Annotated in this window: 21 protein-coding genes; 11 read left to right on the top strand and 10 right to left on the bottom strand. The window is 66.6% G+C overall.

The features are described 5' to 3' along the window. Positions 1-36: 36 nt before the first annotated feature. The 3 genes from K5K93_RS17905 to rpoE form a co-directional block, all read right to left on the bottom strand. The gene (locus K5K93_RS17905) at positions 37-1,560 is read right to left on the bottom strand and encodes a DegQ family serine endoprotease (protein WP_222388586.1); all 1,524 of its coding nucleotides are present in this window, start codon (positions 1,558-1,560) and stop codon (positions 37-39) included. 76 nt (positions 1,561-1,636) lie between these two features. Beyond that, a complete protein-coding gene (locus K5K93_RS17900; RefSeq protein WP_222388585.1) occupies positions 1,637-2,512 on the bottom strand; it encodes a sigma-E factor negative regulatory protein in 876 nt (291 codons plus the stop codon). Next, on the bottom strand, positions 2,509-3,129 hold the full coding sequence (gene rpoE / locus K5K93_RS17895; protein WP_032977088.1) for an RNA polymerase sigma factor RpoE: 621 nt from the start codon (positions 3,127-3,129) through the stop codon (positions 2,509-2,511). The genes K5K93_RS17900 and rpoE overlap by 4 nt, the downstream gene beginning before the upstream one ends. Positions 3,130-3,364: 235 nt before the next feature. Here rpoE and K5K93_RS17890 point away from each other — a divergent pair, with 235 nt between their 5' ends. The 4 genes from K5K93_RS17890 (at position 3,365) to K5K93_RS17875 (ending at position 8,408) form a co-directional block, all read left to right on the top strand. Continuing rightward, on the top strand, positions 3,365-5,428 hold the full coding sequence (locus K5K93_RS17890; RefSeq protein ID WP_025877101.1) for a 3-hydroxyacyl-CoA dehydrogenase NAD-binding domain-containing protein: 2,064 nt from the start codon (positions 3,365-3,367) through the stop codon (positions 5,426-5,428). A 620-nt stretch (positions 5,429-6,048) separates the two neighbouring features. Beyond that, the gene (locus tag K5K93_RS17885; protein WP_222391114.1) at positions 6,049-6,912 is read left to right on the top strand and encodes a pirin family protein; all 864 of its coding nucleotides are present in this window, start codon (positions 6,049-6,051) and stop codon (positions 6,910-6,912) included. 121 nt (positions 6,913-7,033) lie between these two features. After that, positions 7,034-7,753: an aquaporin Z gene (gene aqpZ / locus K5K93_RS17880; RefSeq protein ID WP_261311871.1), complete on the top strand. Its 720-nt coding sequence runs from the start codon at positions 7,034-7,036 to the stop codon at positions 7,751-7,753. Between the two features lie 196 nt (positions 7,754-7,949). Beyond that, positions 7,950-8,408 (top strand): hypothetical protein, encoded by a 459-nt coding sequence (locus K5K93_RS17875; protein WP_093818619.1) that lies wholly within the window; start codon positions 7,950-7,952, stop codon positions 8,406-8,408. A 195-nt stretch (positions 8,409-8,603) separates the two neighbouring features. Here the strand turns inward: K5K93_RS17875 and K5K93_RS17870 are convergent, their stop codons facing one another. Continuing rightward, positions 8,604-9,455: a pirin family protein gene (locus tag K5K93_RS17870; RefSeq protein ID WP_025877095.1), complete on the bottom strand. Its 852-nt coding sequence runs from the start codon at positions 9,453-9,455 to the stop codon at positions 8,604-8,606. A gap of 269 nt (positions 9,456-9,724) precedes the next feature. On the opposite strand from K5K93_RS17870, the gene K5K93_RS17865 reads away from it, so the two are divergent. Next, positions 9,725-11,806 carry a carbon starvation CstA family protein gene (locus K5K93_RS17865; RefSeq protein ID WP_093818622.1) on the top strand — a complete coding sequence of 694 codons (2,082 nt, stop codon included), beginning with the start codon at positions 9,725-9,727 and terminating at the stop codon, positions 11,804-11,806. Next, complete coding sequence (locus tag K5K93_RS17860; RefSeq protein ID WP_025877091.1) at positions 11,806-12,030, top strand: CstA-like transporter-associated (seleno)protein; 225 nt, start codon at positions 11,806-11,808, stop codon at positions 12,028-12,030. Before K5K93_RS17865 ends, K5K93_RS17860 begins: the two co-directional genes overlap by 1 nt. A 329-nt stretch (positions 12,031-12,359) precedes the next feature. Here the strand turns inward: K5K93_RS17860 and K5K93_RS17855 are convergent, their stop codons facing one another. Beyond that, entirely contained in the window at positions 12,360-13,502 is a 1,143-nt protein-coding gene (locus tag K5K93_RS17855) for a DUF3103 family protein (protein ID WP_222388584.1), read from the bottom strand. A 173-nt stretch (positions 13,503-13,675) separates the two neighbouring features. Next, positions 13,676-14,926, bottom strand: a complete 1,251-nt coding sequence (locus tag K5K93_RS17850) for a DUF819 family protein (RefSeq protein ID WP_025877087.1) — start codon at positions 14,924-14,926, stop codon at positions 13,676-13,678. 156 nt (positions 14,927-15,082) lie between these two features. Between K5K93_RS17850 and K5K93_RS17845 the strand changes: the two genes are divergently transcribed. Continuing rightward, complete coding sequence (locus K5K93_RS17845; protein WP_025877085.1) at positions 15,083-15,472, top strand: VOC family protein; 390 nt, start codon at positions 15,083-15,085, stop codon at positions 15,470-15,472. Between the two features lie 87 nt (positions 15,473-15,559). Here K5K93_RS17845 and K5K93_RS17840 read toward each other — a convergent pair whose 3' ends face one another. Together K5K93_RS17840 and K5K93_RS17835 are read right to left on the bottom strand one after the other, a co-directional pair. Beyond that, positions 15,560-16,840 carry a sensor histidine kinase gene (locus tag K5K93_RS17840; RefSeq protein WP_222388583.1) on the bottom strand — a complete coding sequence of 427 codons (1,281 nt, stop codon included), beginning with the start codon at positions 16,838-16,840 and terminating at the stop codon, positions 15,560-15,562. After that, positions 16,830-17,540, bottom strand: coding sequence for a response regulator transcription factor (locus tag K5K93_RS17835; protein ID WP_093818626.1), 711 nt, complete (start codon positions 17,538-17,540; stop codon positions 16,830-16,832). Before K5K93_RS17835 ends, K5K93_RS17840 begins: the two co-directional genes overlap by 11 nt. A gap of 132 nt (positions 17,541-17,672) precedes the next feature. Between K5K93_RS17835 and K5K93_RS17830 the strand changes: the two genes are divergently transcribed. From K5K93_RS17830 to K5K93_RS17815, 4 genes are all read left to right on the top strand, one after another. Continuing rightward, entirely contained in the window at positions 17,673-19,376 is a 1,704-nt protein-coding gene (locus tag K5K93_RS17830) for a glycosyltransferase family 39 protein (protein WP_222388582.1), read from the top strand. Between the two features lie 112 nt (positions 19,377-19,488). Next, positions 19,489-20,241 carry a phosphatase PAP2 family protein gene (locus K5K93_RS17825; RefSeq protein ID WP_222388581.1) on the top strand — a complete coding sequence of 251 codons (753 nt, stop codon included), beginning with the start codon at positions 19,489-19,491 and terminating at the stop codon, positions 20,239-20,241. Continuing rightward, the gene (locus K5K93_RS17820; protein ID WP_222388580.1) at positions 20,238-21,887 is read left to right on the top strand and encodes a phosphoethanolamine--lipid A transferase; all 1,650 of its coding nucleotides are present in this window, start codon (positions 20,238-20,240) and stop codon (positions 21,885-21,887) included. Before K5K93_RS17825 ends, K5K93_RS17820 begins: the two co-directional genes overlap by 4 nt. Before the next feature lie 537 nt (positions 21,888-22,424). Beyond that, entirely contained in the window at positions 22,425-24,389 is a 1,965-nt protein-coding gene (locus K5K93_RS17815; protein ID WP_222388579.1) for a M2 family metallopeptidase, read from the top strand. A 120-nt stretch (positions 24,390-24,509) separates the two neighbouring features. On the opposite strand, the gene K5K93_RS17810 is transcribed toward K5K93_RS17815, so the two are convergent. Further along, on the bottom strand, positions 24,510-24,902 hold the full coding sequence (locus K5K93_RS17810; RefSeq protein ID WP_025877073.1) for a hypothetical protein: 393 nt from the start codon (positions 24,900-24,902) through the stop codon (positions 24,510-24,512). A 77-nt stretch (positions 24,903-24,979) separates the two neighbouring features. Further along, positions 24,980-25,876 (bottom strand): siderophore-interacting protein, encoded by an 897-nt coding sequence (locus K5K93_RS17805; protein WP_222388578.1) that lies wholly within the window; start codon positions 25,874-25,876, stop codon positions 24,980-24,982. Positions 25,877-25,917: the final 41 nt, after the last annotated feature.

Here is a 25,917-nt window from a genome sequence, read left to right as displayed (position 1 = left end):
GACGCACCGAATCCTGCGTCCGGGCTTGTAAATCAGTTACTTGGCGGCAAGAGCGACAAAACGACTCGCCCCATTCTGCGGGTTGTAGACCAGCACGACGAGCGCATCGCCCGGACGGGCACGCGCCACCAGCCCATTAAACTGGGATGCGCTTTCGACCGGGGTCCTGCCCACCTGGGTGATGACCAGCCCCCTGCCGAGACCGGCATCACGCGCCGCATCTGAGACCTGCGCGATGCGCACACCGCCTGCCTTCAGACCCATCTGCTTCTTCGTAGAAGGATCCAGGTCTTCGACGGTCAGTCCCAGGCGATCAGCCGCGTTGGCTGAGCGGTCGCCGGCCCCGTTGCCCGTTCCGACCGCCTCGGCAGCCACTGATTCGGCACCCACGACCACCGTGATGTTGCGGGGCTTGCCATCACGCAGAACTTCCAGCACAACGGACGAACCCGGCGCCATGACGCCGATCATCGGCGGCAGCTGGGAAGAGTCGCGGATCGGGGTCTTGTTGACCGAACGGATGACGTCCAGTGGCTGCAGGCCGGCCTTGGCACTGGGACTCCCCGCAACGACCTCATTGACCAGGGCACCCTGTGTATCAGACATCCCCAGGCCCTTGGCCATCGTTGCGTCGATGGGTTTCGGGTCCAGAGCAACACCGATCTGGCCACGGGTCACCTTGCCGCTCTTCTTGATCTGCTCGACCGCGCTCATCGCCAGATCGATCGGGATCGCGAAGCTGATGCCCATGTAGCCACCCGAGGCAGAGAAGATCTGCGAGTTGATGCCGACCACTTCACCGCGGGTGTTCAGCAGCGGGCCGCCGGAATTGCCTTGGTTGATCGCCACATCGGTCTGGATGAACGGCACATAGCGTTGGTCCGGGCCGCCGGTACTGCGGCCAAGGGCGCTGACCACACCGGCGGTAACCGAGTGGTCGAGACCGAACGGCGAGCCGATCGCGACAACCCATTGACCAGGCTTCAGGCTGTTGGAATCACCCACGCGCACGGTGGGCAGGTTCTTGCCGTCGATCTTCAACAGCGCCACGTCGTACTGCTGGTCGCTGCCGACCACCTTGGCAGTGAATTCGCGAGTGTCGCCGAGCTTTACCTTTACTTCACTGGCGTCGGCAATGACGTGGTAATTGGTCAGCACGTAGCCGTCAGGGGAAATGATGAAGCCCGAGCCCATGCCGCGGCCCTTGATGCTGGGACCGCCATCCTGCCCGCCGGGGCCCTGCCCGGGCATCGGGAAATCCGGGCCGAAGAAGCGGCGGAAGAACTCGGGCATCTCGTCATCACCCGGGCCCATGCCGCCCCGCGCCTGGCGGGTGCTGCGGACGATGGTGGTGTCGACGTTGACCACGCCGGGGCCGACCTGCTCGACCAGGTTGGTGAAGTCGGGCAGACCGCTGACCAACGGCTGCGCCGGTGCGCGTGGGGCAGCGGCGGCGGCGGCCTGCGGCTGGGCGGCAGGCGCCGCCGGTTGGGCACAGGCCACCAGCGGCAGGGTCAGGGCGAACAGGCCAATGGCATGTGTGCGGAGTCGGGGAGTCATCGGACGGCAACCTCCGGGTCGGATGGAAAGGGAAAGAAGCGCCCCGCCGACGGCGGGGCGTGGAACGCTACCCGGCTCAGTCGCGCGGGCGTTGCGACGCCGGCAGTTCGTCCTGCAGGCGTGGCTCGAACGGATAGAACGCGGTGCCACCGGCGTGGGCCGGGAAACTGGCATTGAGGGCGCCACCGGCGGCGGGCGCCAGGCTGGAGCGCGGCCATGGCCGTGCCTGCAGGTTGCCGACCTCGCCAAAAGGCAGAGTGCGCGCGCTACCGGCGGGCATGGTCGGGGTCAGCGGCGCCTGGCTGGCAACCGCGCGCAGCGGCGCGTCATCGCGCTGGGCCACGCGCGCGGCCTGCTGGCTGCGGGTGGCGCTGGCGCGGCGCACGTCCTGGCGACGGCTGGCGGCGGCCATGGCCACCGCCGGCACGCTGGCCACGGCCATCGCGGCAGTGTCCACCGATGCCTCGGTGACGGCGGCCGGTTGCTCCGATGCCGGTGGCAACTGCGCCTGGCTGGCGATCACCTGCGGTGCGGAGACATCCACTGGCGGCGCCTCCTGCAGTTGTTCGCGGCCGACGAACAGCGCTACGGCGGCAACCGATGCGGCCAGCGCACCGCCGCCCCAGGCACGCCAACCACTACGGCGGGCCTGACGCTTCGGCTCGGCCAGCGGTGCGGGCTCGGCGGCAATGGCGGCAGCCACGGCGGCGCTGAAACCGGCCGGTGCCAGCAGCGACGCCTGGCCGCGCATGACATCACCCAGCAGCTGCCAGCGCTCCTGGCAGCCAGCCAGTTCCGGATCGTGTTCCATGCGGCGCAGCAGGAAGCGCGCCTCGTCTGCCCCCAGCTCGCCGTCGACCAGCGCCGACAGCTGCTGGCGATGGCGTTCATCCAGGCGTTGCCCGGCGGGAGACTGATGGTTGTGCGACTCGTTGTTCGGAATGCGGGTCATATACGGCTCTTCTCGCGGGTGGCACTGCCGATGTCCAGCAGCGGCCGGAGTTCGGTGTCGATCGCCTCACGCGCCCGGAAGATCCGTGAACGCACGGTGCCGATCGGGCACCCCATCTTCTGCGCGATTTCCTCGTAGCTCAGGCCTTCCACCTCGCGCAGGGTGATCGCCGACCGGAGTTCTTCCGGCAGCGCGTTGACGGCCTTCATCACCGTCTGTTCCAGTTCCTGGCGCATCAACTCGCGCTCGGGCGTATCGGTGTCGCGCAGGCGTGTGCCGGTGTCGAACTGCTCGGCGTCGCCGATGTCGATGTCATCGGTCGGCGGGCGGCGATTGTGCGAAGCCAGATGGTTTTTGGCGGTGTTCACGGCGATCCGATGCAACCAGGTTGAGAACTGGGCGTCGCCGCGGAAGCTTCCAATCGCACGGTAAGCACGGATGAAAGTGTCCTGGGCCACGTCCTGACATTCACTCCAGTCGGCGATGTAGCGACCGACCAGGGCCACGACCCGATGCTGGTACTTGCGCACCAGGACATCGAAGGCGGCACTCTCGCCGTGCTGCACGCGCCGGACCAGTTCCAGATCCAGCTCCTGAGGTGTATCAACATCGGCCATGAGGGGCCGCACTCCTGTCAGCCCAACCGACGTCGGGCAATGAGACTGCCAATCCCGGGAAAAGTTCAGTCGCCGATCACCTGGCGCCGCACCAGCTTTTAACCACCGTTCCGTTAACGTTCCGGTCCAAGGCCTGCGATCCGGGGCGCCACACCCCTGCTATTGGGATTTGACGCGGGGGAAACAACCTCTGGATCATAGCCCCCTTCTCCATACACAACCGGATGGAACGTCCATGCTCTCAAGCTTCGATGGTCTCCGCTTCAGCCACTGGCACCCCGAGATCCGCGACGATGGCGTGGTGGTCCTCTCCCTGGATCGTCAGGACAGCAGTGTCAACGCAATGTCGCAGGATGTGCTGCTGGAGCTGGGCGACCTGCTGGAGCGCATCGCCATGGACCCACCGAAGGGCGTGGTGATCCAGTCCCTCAAGAAGGCAGGCTTCATCGCCGGTGCCGACCTGAAGGAGTTCCAGGAGTTCGATCGCCGCGGCACCGTCAACGATGCCATCCGCCGCGGCCAGTCGACCTACCAGAAGCTGGCAGAACTGCCCTGCCCGACCGTGGCCGCCATCCATGGCCATTGCCTGGGCGGCGGTACCGAGCTGGCCCTGGCCTGCCGTTATCGCGTTGCTTCCAATGACAGTTCCACCCGCATCGGCCTGCCGGAAACCCAGCTGGGCATCTTCCCGGGCTGGGGTGGCAGCGCGCGCCTGCCGCAGCTGGTCGGCGCACCGGCGGCGATGGACATGATGCTGACCGGACGCACGTTGTCGGCCTCGGCCGCACGCGGCATCGGGCTGGTCGACAAGGTGGTGGCACCGGCCGTCGTGCTCGATACCGCCGTGGCGCTGGCACTGTCCGGCACCACCCGCCCGTTCAAGCAGCGCGCGCTGGCCTGGGCGACCAATACCTGGCCGGCACGCCAGCTGCTGGCCCCGCAGATGGTCAAGCAGGTCGCACGCAAGGCGAAGAAGGACCAGTACCCGGCGCCGTATGCGTTGATCAGCACCTGGCAGCGCAGCGGCGGCAAGCCGGTGCAGGCACGCCTGGATGCCGAACGACGCGCCGTAGTGAAGCTGGCCAGCACGCCGACCGCGCGCAACCTGATCCGCATCTTCTTCCTCACCGAACGCCTGAAGGGCCTGGGCGGTGGCGATTCCGGCATCCGCCACGTGCACGTGGTCGGTGCCGGCGTGATGGGCGGTGACATTGCTGCGTGGGCCGCCTACAAGGGTTTTGAAGTGACCCTGCAGGACCGCGAGCAGCGCTTCATCGACCCGGCCATGGAGCGTGCGCAGGCATTGTTCGCCAAGAAGGTGCGTGACGAGAGCAAGCGTCCGGCCGTCGCCGCGCGCCTGCGTGCGGACCTGGAGGGCAATGGCGTGGCGCAGGCCGATCTGGTCATCGAAGCGATCATCGAGAACCCGGAAGCCAAGCGTGCGCTATACCAGACGCTGGAGCCGAAGATGAAGCTCGACGCGTTGCTGACCACCAACACCTCGTCGATTCCGCTGGTGGAGCTGCGCGATCACATCCAGCGCCCGGCGCAGTTCGCCGGCCTGCATTACTTCAACCCGGTGGCCCAGATGCCGTTGGTGGAGATCATCCATCACGACGGCATGGCGGCTGAAACCGAGCGCCGCCTGGCAGCCTTCTGCAAGGCGCTGGGCAAGTTCCCGGTGCCGGTGGCCGGCACTCCCGGCTTCCTGGTCAACCGCGTGCTGTTCCCGTACATGCTGGAAGCGGCCACCGCATACGCTGAAGGCATTCCGGGCCCGGTGATCGACAAGGCGGCGGTGAAGTTCGGCATGCCGATGGGCCCGATCGAACTGATCGACACCGTGGGCCTGGATGTGGCTGCTGGCGTGGGCAAGGAACTGGCGCCGTTCCTGGGCCTGCAGATTCCGGCGGCGCTGCAGACGGTGGAACCGGACAAGCGCGGCAAGAAGGATGGCCAGGGCATCTACACCTGGGAGAACGGCCGGGCCAAGAAGCCGGACGTGGCGCGCGACTATCAGGCGCCTGCTGATCTGGAAGATCGCCTGATCCTGCCGTTGTTGAACGAGGCGGTGGCGTGCCTGCACGAAGGCGTGGTGGCCGACGCGGACCTGCTGGATGCGGGCGTGATCTTCGGCACCGGTTTCGCACCGTTCCGCGGCGGTCCGATCCAGCACATCCGTGCGGTGGGTGCCGATGCCATCGTGGAGCGCCTGAAGGCGCTGCAGCAGCGCCACGGTGATCGCTTCGCACCGCGCCCGGGCTGGGACAACCCGGTCCTGCGTGAACCGGTGGTGTAAGTGTGTCGGCCGGGCCTGCGGCCCGGCACCCGCTGGATCAAAAGCCAAAACCAGAGCCAGAGCCGGAGCAACAGCCGGCTCTGGCTTTTCTGTTTTTTGGCGGGGCGGTGTGGGTGGGCAGGACACGCCGCAAGTACGTCCCTGTAGGCTCGATGGCGCCATCCATGGCGCCAACGGTCCTGCCCACCCACACCGCCCCACCCCTGACAGTTTTCCGGTGACGGTAGGCAAATCGCGATTTCCTGTAGCTGTCGAACTTGGGCGACACGCTTGGTCCACGCTCTGCGTGGATGCGAGCGAAGCGACCGGCGTTTGATTTTGATTTTGATTTTCTTTTTTCTTTTCCGTGGCTGGACGCCCACGGAAACTGTCTAAGGCCGTGCGGGGTGGGTTCGCAGGACCGTAGGCGCCATGGATGGCGCCATCGAGCCCCCATGGACGGGTTTACGGCGTGCCCTGCGAACCCACCCCGCACGGCCAAGCGCATGATCTGCTTTATGCGTTCAGCCACGAGGGGCTGCGCCGTTGGCTGGAACACCCTGTTACCCGGACGGGGAATGTCACCGCCACCACCGCATGCGATGCTGACCGCCTTGATCCCTGCCAGCGAGAACGCCCGCATGACCACCATCATCGCCCCGCGCGTACACGACATCGGCGGCCTGGAAGTGCGCCGCGCCGTGCCCACCCTGCAGGCCCGCAGCATCGGTTCGTTCGTGTTCGTCGACCAGATGGGCCCGGCACTCATGCACCCTGGTACCGCCATCGACGTGCGCCCGCACCCGCATATCGGCCTGGCCACCGTCACCTACCTCTGGTCCGGTGCCATCGGCCACCGCGATACGCTGGGCTCGGACCAGGTGATCCGTCCCGGTGACGTCAACTGGATGACCGCCGGCCGCGGCATCGCCCATTCCGAGCGCACGCCGCAACCGGACCGCGACCATGACAACCCGATCCACGGCATGCAGACCTGGGTTGCGTTGCCGAAGTCGCATGAGGAAATCGAACCGGCCTTCTACCACCATGCCGCCACCACCCTGCCCGAGCAGCGCCGCAACGGCGCCTGGCTGCGCGTCATTGCCGGACGCGCCTATGGCGAGGAGTCGCCGGTCAAGGTGTTCGCCGACACGCTCAACGTGGCGATCGACCTGGACCCGGATGCAGAGATCGACATCGATGATGGTCACCGCGAACGTGCGCTGTACATCCTCGAGGGCGAAGCGCAGCTGGATGGTGTGGACATTCCCGCCCAGCATCTGGTGATTCCCGAGGCCGGTGCGCGCGGCCGCCTGCGTGCGAAGACGCCGGTGAAGGCGATGCTGTTCGGCGGCGAACCGCTGGATGGCCCGCGCCATCTGTGGTGGAACTTCGTTTCCAGTTCCAAGGAACGTATCGAGCAGGCCAAGCACGACTGGGAAGCCGGACGTTTCGGCACCATTCCCGGCGACGACAAGGAATTCATTCCCCTGCCCCAGTACTGAGCATCGCGTGTTGCACACATCCGAAGGTGTATCCCTGCACCCGGCGTTGACGCTACAGTCACCCGCTGATCACTGAAATGTGACATAAATCACACTTTAGACCGTCAAAGGAGTGCAACACATGAGCATGGGTAAACGCTTGTCCGCCGAGTTCCTCGGCACGTTCTGGCTGGTTCTGGGTGGCTGTGGCAGTGCGGTGCTGGCCGCCAAGTTCGGTGGCGACGGCAATCCGCTGGGTATCGGTTTCCTCGGCGTGGCCCTGGCCTTCGGCCTGACCGTGGTGACCGGCGCCTACGCGTTCGGCCATATCTCCGGTGCGCACTTCAATCCAGCGGTCAGCGTGGGCCTGTGGGCCGGTGGCCGCTTCCCGACCCGGGATCTGGTGCCCTACATCATCGCCCAGGTGGCCGGCGGCCTGCTGGCCGGCTTCATCCTGCTGCAGATCGCCTCCGGTGCCAGCAGCTTCGCCATTGATGGCAGCCAGGCCGGTGCGTTCGCCAGCAACGGTTATGGTGCGCTGTCGCCCGGCGGCTACAGCGTGGCGGCCGCATTCCTGTGCGAAGTGGTGCTCACGGCCGTGTTCCTGATCGTGATCATGGGCGCGACCCATGGCAAGGCGCCGGCGGGCTTCGCGCCGCTGGCCATCGGCCTGGCCCTGACCCTGATCCACCTGATCAGCATTCCGGTGACCAATACGTCGGTGAACCCGGCCCGCTCCACGGCGGTGGCCTTCTTCGCCGGCAGTGGCGCCACCGGCCAGCTGTGGCTGTTCTGGGTCGCCCCGCTGCTGGGCGGTGCGATCGGCGGCATCATCTACAAGTGGATCGGCAACGACCGCTGAGCCATGACCGTGCCATTGCGGCCGCCCCTCGGCCGCAATGGTTACGGATGTAACCGCGATTTGTGCGATCGCTCACGTTCCGTTAAGGTCTGGTCATCCGCCCGTGCTTTCGCCGGGCAGGACGGCATCCGGGGATGGGATGCCTCGACCGCCGGTGTCACCGGCGGTGCCAACGACACGCCACCTTGGGGGATGCATGAAGTTCGCGCCTGTTGTTCTGTCGAGCCTGTTGTTCGTTGCGTCGTCTGCCTGCGCGCAGGCCCCGGTCGACTGTCCTTCGTTGCCCGCCAGCAGCGGCCTGCAATGGCAGCAGCAGGCACAGTCCGGCTTCCTGGTCTGCCGCGCGGCCACCAGTGACGGGCGTGAGGTACTGAGCCTGATGCTCAGCCAGCGCGATCCGGGCATTCCGCTGACCCGCTCGCTGCGCCAGGAAAAAGGCAGCTTTGCCGGTGAATCGTTGTACTGGTACCAGCCGGATCTGGGCGGCCAGCAGCCGCCGGGCTATGCCGAGCGCCGCATCAGCGTGGTCAAGCTGGACAAGGGCCGCTACGCGCAGATCGCGCTGTATCCCGACAGCCCCCAGGAACTGGGCACGCTGCAGCAGCTTGCGCAGGGCATGAACCTGACGCCCTCTGCCGTGGCCGACGGCCGCTGAGGCGCTGCGGGGATGACTGCCTGGCAGCATTCCCGCACTTCCACCCGATGCATCGGTAGCGCCGGGCCATGCCCGGCGGCTTTCGGCCGTGTCGGCTCTTCTGGACATCCGCCGGGCATGGCCCGGCGCTACCAATGTACTGTGGGCATGGCCCGGCGCTACCGATGCGCTGTGGGCATGGCCCGCAGCGCGACCTCAGAACCTGCCTTCCTGGAAATCGACGAAGGCCTGCATCAATTCCTCGCGGGTGTTCATCACGAACGGGCCATGCCGCATCACCGGCTCACGCAGCGGACGACCTGCCACCAGGATCAACCGCGCACCGTCGCTGCCTGCCGACAGATGCAGCTGCTCGCCGCCGCCCAGCACCGCCAGTTCCTGCCGCGCCACGTCGCGCGCCGCATCCTGCTCGCCCACCGTCAACCCGCCTTCGAATACGTAGACGAACGCGTTGTGGCCTTCGGGCAGGGAATAGGTCCAGGCACGATCGGCCTCCAGTGCAATGTCCAGATACAGCGGATCGGTCGCCGGCTGCGCGATCGGCCCCGCCGTGCCCTCGACCGTGCCGGCGATCACCTTGACCTGCACGCCTTCCGCCGGCTGCACCACCGGGATCTTCCCGGGAGCGAATTCCTGGTATTTCGGCGCGGTCATCTTGTCGCGCGCCGGCAGGTTCACCCACAGCTGGAAGCCGCGCATCTGCCCGCTTTCCTGCTCGGGCATCTCCGAATGCACCAGGCCACGGCCGGCCGTCATCCACTGCACGCTGCCCGGGGTCAGCAGGCCCTCGTTGCCGTGATTGTCGCGATGCCGCATGCGGCCATCGAGCATGTAGGTGACGGTCTCGAAACCACGATGCGGATGCTCGGGGAAACCGGCGATGTAGTCCTCGGCGCGATCGGTACCGAATTCGTCGAGCAGCAGGAACGGATCGAGGTCGGGCAGCGAGGGGCCGCCGATGACCCGGGTCAGGCGAACACCGGCACCGTCGGAGGTGGGCATGCCACGGATGGTACGCAGGACGCGGACCGGCTCGGGAAGGCTCATGGTGACTCCTGTTGGATGGATGCCGGTAAAAATGGACGCTGCAGCGCGCAACGCCAATGGATGCCGTCGCAACCGATTGTTCCATTCCTGATGTTCGTTGCACGTCATGTCCGCACGCCGGCAGCGCCTGCGTTGTCGGCTGCGAGGGAACATCGCCACCTGCCACACACATGTACGACCAAAGTACTACCGCACAATGGTCCCGTGCACATTGACCCTGCCAGGGGCACGCGGGACTCTTTGCCTGTCTTTCCGGGAGAGAGCACCTCATGAAAGGTTTTTCCAAAATAGGCTGGGCGGCCCTCGCCCTGCTCGGCGCGTTCTGCCTGGGCACGGTGGCGCTGCGGCGCGGTGAGCACATCAACGCGTTGTGGATCGTGGTCGCGGCGGTATCGCTGTACCTGGTCGCCTACCGCTTCTACAGCCTGTTCATCGCCGACAAGGTGATGCAGCTCGATCCGACCCGGGCCACCCCGGCGGTGATCAACAACGATGGCCTGGACTACGTACCGACCAACAAGCACGTGCTGTTCGGCCACCACTTCGCCGCCATCGCCGGTGCCGGCCCACTGGTCGGACCGGTGCTGGCCGCGCAGATGGGCTACCTGCCCGGCCTGCTGTGGCTGGTGGTCGGCGTGGTGCTGGCCGGTGCGGTGCAGGACTTCATGGTCCTGTTCCTGTCCAGCCGCCGCAACGGCCGTTCACTGGGTGACCTGGTGCGCGAGGAGATGGGCCAGGTGCCCGGCACCATCGCGTTGTTCGGTGCCTTCCTGATCATGATCATCATCCTGGCCGTGCTGGCGATGGTGGTGGTCAAGGCACTGGCGGAAAGCCCGTGGGGCATGTTCACGGTGATCGCGACGATGCCCATCGCGATCCTGATGGGCGTGTACATGCGTTACATCCGGCCGGGCAGGATCGGTGAGATCTCGGTGGTGGGCCTGGTGCTGCTGCTCGCCGCGATCTGGTTCGGTGGCAAGGTGGCGGCAGACCCGACCTGGGGCCCGGCGTTCACCTTCACCGGCACCCAGATCACCTGGATGCTGATCGGCTACGGTTTCGTCGCCTCGGTGCTGCCGGTCTGGCTGCTGCTGGCACCGCGCGACTACCTGTCGACCTTCCTGAAGATCGGCACGATCATCGCGCTGGCCATCGGCATCCTGGTGGTGATGCCGGAACTGAAGATGCCCGCGCTGACCCAGTTCGCGGCCAGCGGCGACGGCCCGGTGTGGAAGGGCGGCATGTTCCCGTTCCTGTTCATCACCATCGCCTGCGGCGCGGTGTCGGGTTTCCATGCACTGATTTCCTCGGGCACTACGCCCAAGCTGTTGGCCAATGAAGCGCACATGCGCTACATCGGCTACGGCGGCATGCTGATGGAATCGTTCGTGGCCGTGATGGCGCTGGTGGCGGCCTCGATCATCGATCCGGGCATCTACTTCGCGATGAACAGCCCGGCGGCGGTGATCGGTGCCGATGCCGCCTCGGCCGCGCACTACATCACCAACACCTGGGGCTTCACCATCACCCCCGAACAGCTGACCGCCACGGCAGCAGCGATCGGTGAGCCGACCATCCTGCATCGTGCCGGCGGTGCACCCACCCTGGCGGTGGGCATCGCGCAGATCCTGCATGAAGCGATCCCCAGCAGCAGCGACGCGATGATGGCGTTCTGGTACCACTTCGCCATCCTGTTCGAAGCGCTGTTCATCCTCACCGCGGTGGATGCGGGTACACGCGCCGGTCGTTTCATGCTGCAGGACCTGCTCGGCAATTTCGTGCCGGCGCTGAAGAAGACAGAGTCGTGGACTGCCAACATCATCGGCACTGCCGGCTGCGTGGCGCTGTGGGGCTACCTGCTGTACACCGGCGTGGTCGATCCGTTCGGCGGTATCCAGACGTTGTGGCCGTTGTTCGGCATCTCCAACCAGATGCTGGCAGGCATCGCGCTGATGCTGGGCACGGTGGTGCTGTTCAAGATGAAGCGTGACCGCTACGCGTGGGTCACCGCGGTGCCGGCGGTGTGGCTGCTGATCTGCACCACCTATGCCGGTTTCATCAAGATCTTCGACAGCAATCCGGCGCAGGGCTTCCTGGCACAGGCACACAAGTTCCAGGACGCGTTGGCCAGCGGCACGATCACCGCACCGGCCAAGTCGGTCGCGCAGATGCAGCAGATCGTGGTCAATGCCTACGTCAACACCGGTCTGACCGCGCTGTTCCTGCTGGTGGTGGCGTCGGTGCTGGTGTATTCGATCAAGACGATCGTGGCGGCGCGCCGCAATCCGCAGCGCAGCGACCGCGAGACCCCTTACGTGGCGCTGAAGCCGCATGAAATGGTGGACCTGTAATGAGTACACAACTGGTTCCGGTGGGGCAGTACCAGGCGCATCGCCGGATCTGGCGACGCCTGGTGCAGACGGCGCGGCTGTGCTGCGGCATTCCCGACTACGACAACTATGTGCGGCATGTGCGGGAGAAGCATCCGGACCGCGAGCCGATGGACTACAAGACGTTCTTCCGCGAGCGGCAGGAAGCGCGGTATGGCGGGCGCAACGGTGGTCGCTGCTGTTGAGGTTTCCGGTGGGTGCCGGGCTTGCAGCCCGGCGCCCGCAGAGGCAACGGCAACATCAACTGCAACCGCAACTGCTGAAGCGTCGGCTCTGGGGTTCTGTGGGTTTGGCGGGGCGGTGTGGGCTTGCAGGACACGCCGTAAACCCGTCCATGGGGGCTCGATGGCGCCATCCATGGCGCCAACGGTCCTGCAAGCCCACACCGCCCCGCCTTTGACAGATTTCCGGTGACGGTGCGAATCATCCGGGGCCTGATCCGTTTTCTCTGGAGAGCGGATCAGGCCCGTGTCTGTTCGTGGATGCCGGCAGTTGCGGGCCCCGCCCGGCGGGACTACTCCGTGAGGGTGATCGGGGTCAGGGTGACCTTGGCGTTGTTGGCCGCGCCCATGCGGTCCTGGTAAGCCTGGCCGCGCTGCAGCAGGTAGTAGCTGTCGAGATAGTCGATGTCATTGGCAAACCACGACGTGGGCATGGCCTTGAGGATCGCGCCTGCGATGTCGGCGATGACGGCATACTCAGGGGCGAAGGCGCCCAGCGCGGCTTTGACGCCGTTGCTCAGCGCCACCAGCAGTTCCTGGTAGTTGGTATCGCCATCATCTTCGAACAGCTGCACGTTGGCGGCGTTGAAGCGATAGTTGCCCCAGATGATCAGCGGTTGCTGCGGGGTGTAGTCGGTACCGTCGTAGTCCAGGTACGGCATGTCGACGGTGACCATCTCCGGTGCGGTGGCGCCCACCTGCAGACCGGAAACAACAGCGAACACCTCGGCTGCCCCCAGCGCCCACGGCTCCTGGTCGTCGGCCAGGCGGATGCGGTCCAGGCGGGTGATATCCAGCGACGCCTGCGTACCGTCAGCCGACAGCTGGATGCGTTCGGGCGATTGCAGGCCGCGGGCCTTCAGCCCCGCATTGACCAGGGCCATGCCCTCCTGTACGGCACGCCGCGTGTCGACGTCGACGATCAGCACCGGAAAGTCCGGGGCCCGTTTCGCATCCAGTACATGCGCGCGGCCCTGCGCATCGTAGGCGGTGATCGTGGTCCAGTCGCGATCATTGCCACGCGGCAGACTGGCCACCCACAGCGGATGCACATTGATGGCCGCCAGCGAGTGACCCTCGGGCACGTACGCACGCAGCTGCAGCAGCCCCTGCCCCTGTGCCGGGAGCCCCTTGCGCTGGCGCAGCTGGCGATCGCCGGCAGCCAGCGATGCACTGGCCAGCGTCTGCGCCTGCGGATCGAAACGGCCCATCAACGATTGCACCGGCACGCCCTGCTCGGGCGCCGCATGCAGCGAGCTGCGCACTGCATCGGCGAACCCTGGCTGGGCGATCAGTGCCGCCACCTCGCGCGCACCGGCATCGGTCAGCACCTGCACATCGGCGCCGCCGGCCCTCACCTGTCCCTGCGCGAAGGCCCCCGTGCTGGCCAGCAACAGCACCAGTGCGGAAACCCGAAACCTCCATTGCTTCGTCATCGACGGCCCCATCGAACGTCGCCGGCAACCCCGGCAGGAGCTTCCCACGCTACGACGCACGCGCCATACGTTCCGGTATGTGCCGCACAGTTCCGGCAGTGTGCGGCGAAAAGCAGCCGAGCGTGGGCTCGGCGCTGCCCGTTCCTGATTTCCGTCGCTGGCCGCGAGGGGGCTCAGCCGTTGGCCATCCACTTCAGGATCAGCCCGGTCACATACGCCAGGCCGGTACCGGTGGCATAACCGACCGTACCGAGCAGCACGCCCACCGGCGCCAGCGTCGGATGGAATGCTGCCGCCACCACCGGTGCCGAGGCGGCGGCGCCGATGTTGCCCTGCGAACCAATCGCGAAGAAGAACAAAGGCGCACGCACCAGCTTGGCCACGATCCACAGCACAAGCACGTGGGTGGCCATCCAGATGGCCCCCAGCAGGAACAGCCAGGGACGATCCAGCAGCGACAACAGGTTCATCTGCATGCCGATGCAGGCGATCAGGAAATACAGGAACACGGTGCCCAGGCGCGAAGCGCCTGCCGCTTCCAGCCGGCGTGCACGGGTGAAGCTGAGCGTCAGGCCCATCGCGGTGGACAGCAGGATCACCCACACAAACTGGCTGTCGAGGCTGAACTGGCTGGCCCAGCTGACATTGGCCTTGAACCAGCCCGACAGCGGTGCGGCGATGGCATGGGCCAGGCCGACGCCGCCCAGTGCCACGCCGACGATCACCATCAGGTCGGTCATGCTGGGGATGCGCGCGTTCTGTGCCTCGTAAGCGCTGATGCGCGCCTTCATCTCATCGATGGCGCGGGTGTCGGCACCGTTGCGTGCATCGATCTGCTGGGCGCGGTTGGCCATGAACAACAGGATCGCCATCCACAGGCTGGCGCAGGCCACGTCGACCACCGCGAACTGGCCGAAGGTGGTGGCATCGGTACCGAACACTTCGCGCATGGCGACCATGTTGGCGCCACCGCCGATCCAGCTGCCGGCCAACGCGGCCATCCCGGCCCAGGTGTCGCCAGCCACGGTTTCCGGATGGATCAGCTTCATCACCTGGAAGGAGACGATTGCGCCGAGCATGATGCCGGCGGTGCCGGCGCAGAACACCAGCAGCAGCTTCGGCCCCAGCTTGGCGATGCCCTTCAGGTCGATCGACAGGGTCAGCAGGACCAGGGCCGCCGGCAACAGCACATCGCGGGCGACCGGGTTGTAGAGCGAGGTGTTGTGGCCATCGATGACACCGGCGGTGTTGTAGATGGCGGGGATGAAATAGCACAGCAGCAGTGCAGGCACCCAGGCGAAGATCTTCTTCAGCAGGGGCGTCGGGCCACTGGCGGCCCAGAAGATCAGGGCAAGGGTGGCGGCGATCAGACCAAGGCCAACGATGTCGTTGCTGATCAGGGCAGTAGCGGGTTCGGTCGGCATGGGATCCTCTGTCGATCGAAAGAGCGGAAAAGAAAAGCGCCGCATAAGCGGCGCGGGTCGAAATTAACATAGTCTTCACGCAGGGTCATGCTGCGCTGCTTGCGGCAGCGCGTGGGCCTGCCGAGAATCGCTGCATTCCCTACTGGAGCCTGCCCCATGCAACTCGGCGCTTTTTCAGTCAGCCTGGCGGTGAAGGACCTGGCCACCTCACGTGCGTTCTACGAAGCGCTGGGGTTCTCGGTGACCGGTGGTGATGCGGCGCAGAACTGGCTGGTACTGCGCAACAATGGCATCGTGGTCGGCCTGTTCCAGGGCATGTTCGAAGGCAACCTGCTCACCTTCAATCCCGGCTGGGACCAGCACAAGCAGGAACTGGCGTCCTTCCAGGACGTGCGTGAGGTGCAGGCCGAGCTGGACGCCAAGGGCATCGCGCTCACGGCGCGTGCCGATCCCGATGGCGAAGGTCCGGCCTATCTGCAGCTGACCGATCCCGATGGCAACGTGATCCTGATCGACCAGCACGTGGCGCGGCCAACGGGGCGGTGACACGGCCAGCGTGCCAACCAGGGTTGGCGCCTACCAGAACGCACGCGGCCATTGCCTGGTAGGCGTCGACCTTGGTCGAGGGACAGGTCAGCCTGGCCGCGATGTACCAAAGTCGAGCGAGGCCAGGGTACCGCGCGGCTGGCAGGGCTGCAGCTGCAGGGTCCAGCCCAGGTGCTCGCACAGCCGCGCAATCAGCTCCAGGCCGATGCCGCCGCGGTCGCCGCGCCCACCGCGGGCCATCCGCGCGTGGATCGCTGCGATCTCCTCCGGGCTCATGCCATGGCCGGGATCCTGCAGGGTCAACACCGCTGCCGAGGTCAGGCGCAGCTCGATATGACCGCGGCCGCTGTTCTCGATGGCATTGCGCAGCAGGTTGCCGATCGCTGCCTGCACCACCGCCAGCGGCGCGACGATGTCGACCGGCGCGGCCTGGATGCCGATGCTCAGGTCCTTGTCGCCCAGCAGGTGGCGATGGTCGTCGACGATCTCCGGCAGCAGCTGGTCCAGCGCGATGCGCTCGGCACGGGCAGCCAGGCGAGCGGGATCACGCGCCAGCACCAGCAGCAGCTCGATCAGCTGCTCAACGCCCTGCGCGGTACGCAGCACGCGCTGCATCTGCTGTCGTGCGCGCTCAGGCAGGCCGGGCTGCTCCAGCGCCAGTTCGGCGGCACCGGTCATCACGGCGATCGGCGTGCGCAGTTCATGGCTTGCGGTACTGATGAACACCCGTTCGCGCTCGACGAACTGCTCGTTGCGATCAAGGTAATCGTTCAGCGCATCGGCGATGGTGTGCAGCTCGGAACTGCCACGCGGATCGACGTCAATGCGCTGGCCCTGCACGCCTGGCCGCAGTGCACCGATGTGCTGGGCCAGCAGGCTCAACGGGCGCACCATGCGCTCCATGCCGAAGGAGGCCATCAACACGGTGACGAAGATCATGATGATGCCGGCCAGCATCACCCAGCGCGTTGCGAATTGTTCCAGATCGTGGAAATCGGAGATGTCCAGGGCCAACGCAACCCGCCCCATCGAGCCGGTATCGCGCACCATCACCGCCGTCTCGCGCTCGCCGATCATCACCCCGTCATGCAACCCCGGATGCAGGGTGCGCAGGCTGGCGGGCAAGTTGGCCTGGTTGAAGCGGAACAGGCTCAGCGTGTCCGAGTCCTGCCAGCGATAGTGCGGCTCGTGCTCGGTGTGCTCGACGATGCTGTCCAGTTCGGAATTGAGCAGCGCGCGCCACGCCGCGTGCTCGGCGTGTTCGTGCACGTAGTTGCCGACGCTGAACACCGCCAGCGAAATCAGCGCCAGGTAGCCCAGCAGCCACCACACCACCCGGCGGTAGAGCGGCCCGGGCTTACGCGCCATCGTCATCGTTCCGTGCGTCCGCGCCTGCGGTGGACGCCAACCGGTAGCCCACCCGCGGCAGGGTGTGGATCAGCTTGTCGGCAAAGGGGCCGTCCACGCTGCGGCGCAGTTCGTACACATGCGAGCGCAGCAGGTCGCCGTCCGGTGGTTCGTCACCCCACAGGGCAAATTCCAGCTGCTGCCGGGTGACCGCGCCCGGGCTGGCGCGCATCAGCACTTCCAGCAGCTTGCGGCAGGCCGGGTACAGGTGCAGTACCTGGCCGGCGCGCTGCGCCTCCAGGCTGGCCAGGTCCAGCACCAGGTCGCCCACCTGCAGGCGCTTGCGTGGATTGCGGCCCTGCGCGCGCAGCAGCAGCGCCTCCAGGCGCACTTCCAGCTCGGGCAGTGCGAACGGCTTGGTCAGGTAGTCATCTGCACCGGCCCGGAAACCGGCGATCTTGTCCGGCAGTTCGTCGCGTGCGGTCAGCATGATCACCGGCACTTCCGAGGCGTGCTCGGCGCGCAGCCGGCGCAGCACCTCCGGGCCTTCCATGCGTGGCAGCATCCAGTCCAGGATCACCGCGTCATACGGGTGGCTGCCGGCCAGGTGCAGGCCGGTGATGCCGTCCGGGGCAACGTCGAGCACATGCCCGCGCGACTCGAAATAGTCGAACAGGTTGGCCACCAGCTGGCGGTTGTCCTCGATCACCAACAGGCGCATGCACGAAACATCCACGGGAAGTGCCACCATGGTAGCGCCGTGGATGTCGGAATGCGGTCGCCTTCACGGCGGCTCCGACGGCTTTCCCACGCCCCTCTCATCAGAATGGCCGTTTTGCTCCTGGAGCCTGCCGTGCCCGTAGCCCTGCCCCGTCGCTGGCACCTTCCCCTGCTGTGGCTGCTGATCGTGATGGCGCTGGCGGCCGGGCTTGGCATGCGCCAGCCGCAGCCACCGGACGAACCACGCTTCGTGCTGGCCGCACGTGCCATGGTGGAGAGCGGCGAGTGGCTGCTGCCGCACCGGGGCAGCGAACTGTACGCCGAGAAGCCGCCGGTGTTCATGTGGCTGCAGGCCGCCGCCCACCAGGTGGTCGGCAGCTGGCAGTGGTCGTTCCTGCTGCCGTCGCTGCTGGCTGCGCTGCTCAGCTTGTGGCTGGTGTCCGACCTGGCACGCCGGCTATGGTCGCCACGGCATTCGCTGTATGCACTTGGCGCACTGTTCTGCACCCTGCAGTTCGGGCTGATGGCCAAGCGCGCGCAGATCGACATGGTGCTGGTGGGCATGACCACGCTGGCCCTGTGGGGGCTGCTGCGCCATCTCTGCGAGCGTCGCAACCTGCCGGCCCTGTGGCTGGCGGGGTTTGCCGCCGGCGTCGGCACGGTGACCAAGGGGGTGGGCTTCCTGCCCTTGCTGATGGTGCTGCCCTGGCTGGGCTGGCGGCTGTACCAGCGCCGTCGCGGCCAGCGGGTGGACGGCCCCCACCCCGCCAGCCTGCTGTGGCTGATTCCGGCCTTCCTGCTGGGCACGGCGGTATGGCTGGCGCCGCTGGGCTGGGCGCTGCTGCACGAACCCAGCGCATCGCTGCAGTCGTACGCGCACGAGCTGCTGTTCAAGCAGACCGGCACCCGCTATGCCAACGCCTGGCACCATCGCCAGCCGGCCTGGTACTACCTGCAGGTGATCGCCACGCTGTGGCTGCCAGGTGCGCTGCTGCTGCCGCTGATGGTCACGCCGTGGTGGCGCCGGCTGCGTCGCGGCGACCAGCGGCAGTGGCTGCTGCTGGGCTGGGCCGCGCTGGTCCTGCTGTTCTTCACTGCCAGCCCCGGCAAGCGCGAGGTATACGTGCTGCCGATGCTGCCGGCGATGGCACTGGCGGTGGCGCCGCTGCTGCCCGGCCTGCTGCGTCGCCTGTGCGTGCGCCGCTACCTGTTCGGCTACAGCCTGCTGCTGATGCTGGCCACCGGCGTGCTTGGCGTGATGATGCTGACCGACAGCCCCTGGGCGCAGGCGCAGCTGGCACGGCGGGCGATGCCCGACACCCTGCTGCCCGTATTCGGCGATGGCCTGCTGACCTTCGCCATCGCCGTGGCGACGCTGGCGGTGTGGCTGCGGATACGACGCGCGGCCACGTTGGTGCTGCTCACCCACGGCCTGCTGTGGATGCTGTACGGACTGGTGCTGATACCGGCGCTGGACCCCTACGCCTCGGCGTCGGCGGTAATGCGCCGGGTGGGCACGCGGATCGGTCCCGATGCGGAGCTGGCGCTGGTGGCCTGGCGCGAACAGAACCTGCTGCAGGCCGACCGGCCGGTGCGCGAGTTCGGCTTCAAGCGGCCGTGGGCAGAGCAGTGGCACGACGCCGGTCCCTGGTTGGCCGAGGCGCCGGACAAGCGCTGGTTGCTGGTGCTGGACAAGGCGATGAGCCCCTGTGTCGATCCGACCCAGGTCATCGAGATCGGTGTTGCCAATCGCAATCGTTGGCAATTGCTTCCGGGCACCGCCTGGAATGCGGCCTGCCATGCCGAGCGTGCAGGCGCCAACGACGAAGAAGACTGAATGATGATTCGCGCCGGGCACGGATTAACCCGGCGCGAACGCGTGTACGACCCTTCTCCGACATGCCAGTGACGAGCATGGCTGCGGATTCCCGTAACGGCCCCTTCCCTGCATGCCCGCTCGCCCTCTTGTCCCGGCAGTCTCCTTTGCGCCCTCGCTGCTCGCGTCGCGTTTTGCCGTTACCCATCTTTGGCTGCCCTCTGCTATCGGCGTTGCGGTGTTCACCGTGTTGATGGGCCTGGGGGGCGACCAGTGGCTGGCCGACCACCTGTTCCGGCTGGAAGGCGGGCGCTGGGCGCTGCAGGATGCGTGGCTGACGCGTTCGGTGGTGCACAAGGCCGGCAAGTGGCTGAGCACCGCTGCAGCATTGGTGGCGATGCTGCTGTGCTTCCACCACTGGCGCCGCGGCCGTGATCGCGAGCTGCGGTGGGCGCTGTTGTACGTGGTGGTGGCCGTGGCACTCGGCACCGGGCTGATCTCGCTGCTGAAGTCGCTGGTGCCGATGGACTGCCCATGGGATCTGCTGCGCTATGGCGGACACGACCCGTTCGTCGGCCTTTTCAGCAGCCGCCCGGCCGGCATGGCCGCCCGCGCCTGTTTCCCCGCCGGCCACGCAAGTGCGGGATACGCGTGGATGTGCCTGTACTTCTTCGCGCTGCTGTGGCGCCCGGCCTGGCGTTGGGCCGGGCTGTGGATCGGCCTCGGCAGCGGCCTGGTGTTCGGCATCGGCCAGCAGCTGCGCGGCGCCCACTTCCTTTCGCATGACGTTGCCACCGCCTTGATATGTTGGCTGCTGTCGCTGGGCCTGTACCTGATGGTCCGCCACCAGTTGGATCGCTCGACCCGCCAGGAGGCGATTGCATGAACGCATCGGTCCAACGCTCCTTCCGTCTACCCACGCTGGCCAGCATCCGCGCATGGCGGCCGCAGCTGTCCACCGAAGCACTGATCGTGCTGACCAGCCTGTTCTTCGCTGTGGCCGGCAATGGCCTGTTCTGGCACAGCGCCATGGCCAGCCATCCGGGCAGCCTGCGCTATGCACTCTCGCTGCTGTTGCTGCTGCTGGGCGCGCACGGTGTGCTGCTGGGCATCCTGGTGTGGCGCTGGAATGCCAAGGTGGTGGTCAGCGTGCTGCTGCTGGTCACCGCGTTTGCCGCGCACTACATGAGCCGTTACCACATCTATCTGGATGCGGACATGCTGCGCAACGTGCTGGCTACCGACCCCAAGGAAAGCCGCGAGCTGATGACGGTGTCGCTGCTGTGGCCGGTCCTGCTGCTGGCTGTGTTGCCGATGGTGGTGCTGTGGCGCGTTGACCTGCGCCGCCGCAGCTGGGGCCGCAGCCTGCTATGGCGCATCGGCTTCCTGCTGGTCGCTGCGGCCACCGCACTCGGCGGCGCGCTGGTGTCCTTCCAGGATGTGTCGGCGCTGATGCGCAACCAGCGCGAAGTGCGCTACCTGGCCACGCCGGCCAATGTGCTGCTGGGGCTGCCACGTGCGCTGCGCGGCGACAACCCGGTGCAGCGCGCGCCGAAGCTGCCGATCGGTACCGATGCCAAGGCGACCCCGCGCGCAGCGACCAGCAAGCCACGCCTGCTGGTGATCGTGATGGGCGAAACGGTGCGTGCGCAGAACTGGGGCCTGAATGGTGGCCGAAATACCACGCCGGAGCTGGCCCAGGCGGCGGTGGTCAATTTCCCGGACATGCACTCCTGCGGTACCAGCACCGAGGTTTCGCTGCCCTGCCTGTTCTCGCCTTGGGGACGCCACGAGTACGACGAGAAGAAGATCCGTGCGCACCAGTCGTTGCTGCATGTACTGAACCGCGCGGGCATCGCGCCGCTGTGGCGCGACAACCAGTCCGGCTGCAAGGGCGTATGCGAGGGCCTGGACTTCCAGTCGCTGTCGGACGCGACCACGCCGGGGCTGTGTGCCGATGGCCGTTGCATGGACGAGATCCTGCTGCAGGACCTGGCGACGCAGGTGCGTGCGCGCCCGGGTGATCGGGTGGTGGTGCTGCACCAGCTGGGCAACCATGGCCCGGCCTATTTCGAGCGCTACCCGCCCGCCTTCCGCCGCTTCACCCCGACCTGTGACACCCAGGACATTGGTCGCTGCTCGCGCGAAGAGATCACCAACAGTTACGACAACGCCGTGCTGTACACCGATCATTTCCTGAGCAAGACCATCGGCACGCTGCAGGGCCTGCAGGACTACGACACGGCGATGATCTACCTGTCCGACCACGGTGAATCGCTGGGCGAAAAGGGCCTGTACCTGCACGGTGTGCCGTACGCGATCGCACCGGCCGAGCAGACCCGGGTGCCGATGACGATGTGGTTCTCGCCGGGCTTCGCCAGCAGCCGTGGACTGGACCTGCAGTGCGTGCGCAAGCGCTCGGCCAGCTACACCGACCACGACAACCTGTTCCCGTCGGTGCTGGGGCTGATGCAGGTGAAGACCTCGCTGTACGAGCGCGATCGCGACCTGTTCGCCAACTGCGAGAGTTAGAGTTGTTCGGCAGGGCTAGCAGCCCTGCACCTGCTGCAAGCAACAGCAACAGCCGAAGCAGACGCAGAAGCGGTTTTCCTGAGGGATGGCGGGGTGGGTCCGGTGGCGGGAGACGCCGTAAACCCGTCCATGGGGGCTTGGCCGCGGCATCCATGCCGCGGACACTCCCGCCACCGGACCCACCCCGCCTTCGACAGATTTCCGCTGCTGTTGGTGGGTGCCGACCGTTGGTCGGCACGGGGTCGGATCCGAATTTGAGTCTCGATTTCTGACAGGTCTCATCCACGCATGGCGTGGATCTACTGCCATCACCGAATTGCGTCTGGGGCAAAGCCCCCTGAGTCAGGGGGCGGCCGCGAAGCGGCGGGGGTCTGGGAGCGGGTAAGTGGGGCCCACGTTTCGCGCAGCGAAGCGTGGGAGCGACAGCGCGCATGCGATGTCGCGGTCCCCGGGCGCCGCCCGGCCGACTTCCGCCACTTGCGGTGGCAACGCCTGCCCACTAGCCTTCGGCGGTCGTTCACCACCCAAGGACCGCCCGTGAAACACCGTCATCTCCTGCTGGCCTCGGCAATCGCCGCCGCCACGCTGGCCCTGGCCGCCTGCAAGAAGGAACCCACCCCAGGCGCCGAGACCGCCAGCAGCAGCGCACCGGCCGGCGAAACCGCTGACCAGTTCGTGGCCCGCATCAATGCCGAATTCAAGGCGGCCTACCCGGAGATGACCTCGGCGCAGTGGCTGTCCTCCACCTACATCAACAGCGATTCAGAGCGCATCGCGGCCAAGGCCAACGAGCGTTCGCTGACCCAGCTCAACAGCTGGATCGAGCAGGCCGGCAAGTTCGATGGCAAGCCGATGAGCGAAGACAGCAAGCGCGCGATCCATCTGCTGAAGCTGATGTCGTCGATGCCGGCGCCGCGCGACCCGGCCAAGCTGGCCGAGCTGACCCAGATCGCCACCCGCATGGAAGGCAGCTACGGCGCAGGCAAGTACTGCACCGACGCCAACGATCCCAACTCCTGCCGCCAGCTGGGCGAACTGGAGCAGGTGCTGGCGCGCAGCCGCGACTATGACCAGCAGCTCGATGCCTGGCAGGGCTGGCACAGCACCACCAGGAGCATGCGCGGTGATTACCAGAAGTTCGTCGGCCTGGTGAATGAAGGTGCCAAGGGCATGGGCTTCACCGATGCCGGGCAGATGTGGCGCAGTGGCTATGACATGCCGCCGGAGCAGATCGGCCCGGAAACCGATCGCCTGTGGGAGCAGGTCAAGCCGATGTACGAGCAGCTGCACTGCTACGCGCGCGGCAAGCTGGACAAGACCTATGGCAAGGACAAGGCCGAGGTGGGCAACGGCCTGATCGCCGCGCACCTGATGGGCAACATGTGGCAGCAGGACTGGTCCAACCTGTGGGACCAGCTGGAACCGTACCCGGGCGCCGGCAGCCTGGACATCACCGCGGCGCTGGAAAAGCAGTACCAGACCAACCTGAGCGCGGCGCTGGCCAAGGCCGGCAAGGATGCGAACGTAGCCGCGCAGTACAAGGCGCAACGCGAGGCCGAACTGCGCACCGCCAAGCAGATGACCGAGCGTGCACAGGATTTCTACGTCTCGCTGGGCATGCCGTCGTTGCCGCAGTCGTACTGGGACAAGACCCAGTTCATCAAGCCCGATGACCGCGACGTGGTCTGCCACGCCAGTGCGTGGGACATGAACATGGAAGGCGATGTGCGCACCAAGATGTGCATCAAGCCCAACGAAGAGAACTTCACCACCATCTACCACGAGCTGGGCCACATCTATTACGACCTGGCCTACAACCCGCTGCCGCCGCTGTTCCAGGGCGGCGCCAACGATGGCTTCCATGAAGCGATCGGCGACACCATCGTGCTGGCGATGACGCCGAAGTACCTCAGCTCGATCGGGCTGGTCGACGCGCCGACCGAGAGCCGCGAAGCGGTCATCAACAACCAGATGCGCATGGCGCTGTCGGGCGTGTCGTTCCTGCCGTTCGGCCTGATGATCGACCGCTGGCGCTGGGGCGTGTTCGATGGTTCGATCACCCCGGACAACTACAACAAGGCATGGTGGGACCTGAAGGCCAAGTACCAGGGCGTGGCCCCGGCCAGCGCCCGTGGCGAGGAATTCTTCGACCCGGGTGCCAAGTACCACGTGCCGGGCAACACCCCGTATACCCGCTACTTCCTGGCGCGCATCCTGCAGTTCCAGTTCTACAAGGGCCTGTGCGATGCCGCCGGCTTCAAGGGCCCGCTGCACGAGTGCACCTTCTACGGCAACAAGGAAGCCGGCCAGAAATACTGGGCGATGCTGAGCAAGGGTGCCAGCCAGCCGTGGCAGGCCACGCTGAAGGAACTGACCGGCTCGGACAAGCTCGATGCCGGCCCGATGATCGAGTACTTCAGCCCGGTCAATGCCTGGTTGAAGCAGCAGAACGAAGGCCAGATGTGCGGTTGGCAGGCCAGCGCGGCACCGGCAGCGAAATGAAAAAAGGGCGGATCCGCGAGGATCCGCCCTTTCCCTTTCGGTAGCGCCGGGCCGTGCCCGGCGAGCGCAGCGGCGTAATGAAAAGCCACCAGGCATGGCCCGGCGCTACCGCAATGAGGATCAGTTGCTCTTCTTCGCCGCCAGCTGCGCAGCCAGTGCGGCCTTGAATTCCTCGAAGGTCTGCCCCTTCTCGTTGGCTTCGGCCTGCGCCGCATCGCGCAGCGCATCCGAGTAAATCAAGCGCACGGGCGTGCCCTGCCGTTCGTGCAGCTCACCGGCCTGCATGATCAGCGCCAGCACCTGGGCCGCACTTTCGCTCTGGCCGGCGATGCGGCCATCCATGCCCAGCACCCATTCGCCGTCGCGGCGGACGATGCCGGCCAGCAGCGTGCGCTGCGTGTCGCGCAGCTCGGCGTGCGGCTCGACGGGCGAGGCAGTGGCGGCGGCCTTGTTGGCAGCCTGCTGTTCCTGGCGACGGCGCTGGTCGCGGCGGGATTTGGAAGAGGTCGACATCAGTGGGGCTTGCATTGCGGGGGCGCAAGGATAACCCACACCCCCTGCATGCCGGTTCACGCCGATGCGGTAGCGGCTCAGTCCAGTACCCGCCCCTGCCGCCAGTACCCCATGAAGGTGATCGCGCGGCGATCCAGGCCGCAGTCTTTCAGCAGATGCCGGCGGATCGCCATCACCGCGCCGGCCTCGCCCGCTACCCAGGCATACAGCGCGCCGTCCGCGCTGGCGTCCGCTTGCTCCCACAGGATCTGCGCATCAACGTCGATGTCGTCCAGTTCGGCAGCCCCGGCGACGGTCGCGGCCGCCGCCAGCCGCGCCTGCACCGCCTGCAGCAACCGCTGCCCATGGGCCTGCTCCCCGCGTGGCAACCACACCAGTTCGGCCGTAGCCGGGGCCTTCAATGGCACCGCATCACCGGCCTGGGCGATCTCCAGCAGGGCCAGCGTGCGCGGCGGATCGGCCAGCCCGGCCAGTTCCTCGAGGATGCCGGCCACCGCCGGCAACGCGGTCTCATCGGCCACCAGCAGCACCTGGCCTACCCCGGCTGGCGGCTTCCATTCCCAGCCCTCGCTGCTGTCCGCACAGTCGGCATCGGGGGCCAGCAGCACCACGCGGTCGCCCGGCCGTGCATGCGTGGCCCAGCGCGAGGCCGGTCCGGTCTGGCCATGCAGCACGAAGTCGACGTCGACCTCGCACTCGCCGGCACGCAGCTGGCGGAGAGTAAAGGTGCGCATCGGCGGCCGCGCCTCATCGGGCAGTGCCCGGTAACGGTCATACCAGTCTTCGCCGCTGGGCACGTCCGGCGCGTCCTGGCCGGGCAAAGGGAAAAACACCTTGATACGCTGGTCCGGGCCTTCGGTCTTCATGTGCGCCACGTCGGCGCCGGTGAACACCATGCGGTCCAGGGAAGGAGAAAGAACGCGGCGCTCCTTCAGCGCCACCTCGAACATCCGGTAGGTCTGCTGCGCAGCCATGCGGGTACCTCATGCGACGACATCGGAATGGCTGGCTGTCG

This window comes from Stenotrophomonas sp. DR822, assembly GCF_019793815.1.
In the GTDB taxonomy this organism is placed as follows: domain Bacteria; phylum Pseudomonadota; class Gammaproteobacteria; order Xanthomonadales; family Xanthomonadaceae; genus Stenotrophomonas; species Stenotrophomonas indicatrix.
The sequence above is the reverse complement of the archived record's forward strand: the minus strand, read 5'-3'. Positions and strand labels throughout refer to the sequence as shown.

Coding starts and splice junctions, on each gene's coding strand:
- K5K93_RS17905 (WP_222388586.1), bottom strand. CDS start 1,560: ATGACTCCCCGACTCCGCACACATGCCATTGGCCTGTTCGCCCTGACC.
- K5K93_RS17900 (WP_222388585.1), bottom strand. CDS start 2,512: ATGACCCGCATTCCGAACAACGAGTCGCACAACCATCAGTCTCCCGCC.
- rpoE (WP_032977088.1), bottom strand. CDS start 3,129: ATGGCCGATGTTGATACACCTCAGGAGCTGGATCTGGAACTGGTCCGG.
- K5K93_RS17890 (WP_025877101.1), top strand. CDS start 3,365: ATGCTCTCAAGCTTCGATGGTCTCCGCTTCAGCCACTGGCACCCCGAG.
- K5K93_RS17885 (WP_222391114.1), top strand. CDS start 6,049: ATGACCACCATCATCGCCCCGCGCGTACACGACATCGGCGGCCTGGAA.
- aqpZ (WP_261311871.1), top strand. CDS start 7,034: ATGAGCATGGGTAAACGCTTGTCCGCCGAGTTCCTCGGCACGTTCTGG.
- K5K93_RS17875 (WP_093818619.1), top strand. CDS start 7,950: ATGAAGTTCGCGCCTGTTGTTCTGTCGAGCCTGTTGTTCGTTGCGTCG.
- K5K93_RS17870 (WP_025877095.1), bottom strand. CDS start 9,455: ATGAGCCTTCCCGAGCCGGTCCGCGTCCTGCGTACCATCCGTGGCATG.
- K5K93_RS17865 (WP_093818622.1), top strand. CDS start 9,725: ATGAAAGGTTTTTCCAAAATAGGCTGGGCGGCCCTCGCCCTGCTCGGC.
- K5K93_RS17860 (WP_025877091.1), top strand. CDS start 11,806: ATGAGTACACAACTGGTTCCGGTGGGGCAGTACCAGGCGCATCGCCGG.
- K5K93_RS17855 (WP_222388584.1), bottom strand. CDS start 13,502: ATGACGAAGCAATGGAGGTTTCGGGTTTCCGCACTGGTGCTGTTGCTG.
- K5K93_RS17850 (WP_025877087.1), bottom strand. CDS start 14,926: ATGCCGACCGAACCCGCTACTGCCCTGATCAGCAACGACATCGTTGGC.
- K5K93_RS17845 (WP_025877085.1), top strand. CDS start 15,083: ATGCAACTCGGCGCTTTTTCAGTCAGCCTGGCGGTGAAGGACCTGGCC.
- K5K93_RS17840 (WP_222388583.1), bottom strand. CDS start 16,840: ATGGCGCGTAAGCCCGGGCCGCTCTACCGCCGGGTGGTGTGGTGGCTG.
- K5K93_RS17835 (WP_093818626.1), bottom strand. CDS start 17,540: ATGCGCCTGTTGGTGATCGAGGACAACCGCCAGCTGGTGGCCAACCTG.
- K5K93_RS17825 (WP_222388581.1), top strand. CDS start 19,489: ATGCCCGCTCGCCCTCTTGTCCCGGCAGTCTCCTTTGCGCCCTCGCTG.
- K5K93_RS17820 (WP_222388580.1), top strand. CDS start 20,238: ATGAACGCATCGGTCCAACGCTCCTTCCGTCTACCCACGCTGGCCAGC.
- K5K93_RS17810 (WP_025877073.1), bottom strand. CDS start 24,902: ATGTCGACCTCTTCCAAATCCCGCCGCGACCAGCGCCGTCGCCAGGAA.
- K5K93_RS17805 (WP_222388578.1), bottom strand. CDS start 25,876: ATGGCTGCGCAGCAGACCTACCGGATGTTCGAGGTGGCGCTGAAGGAG.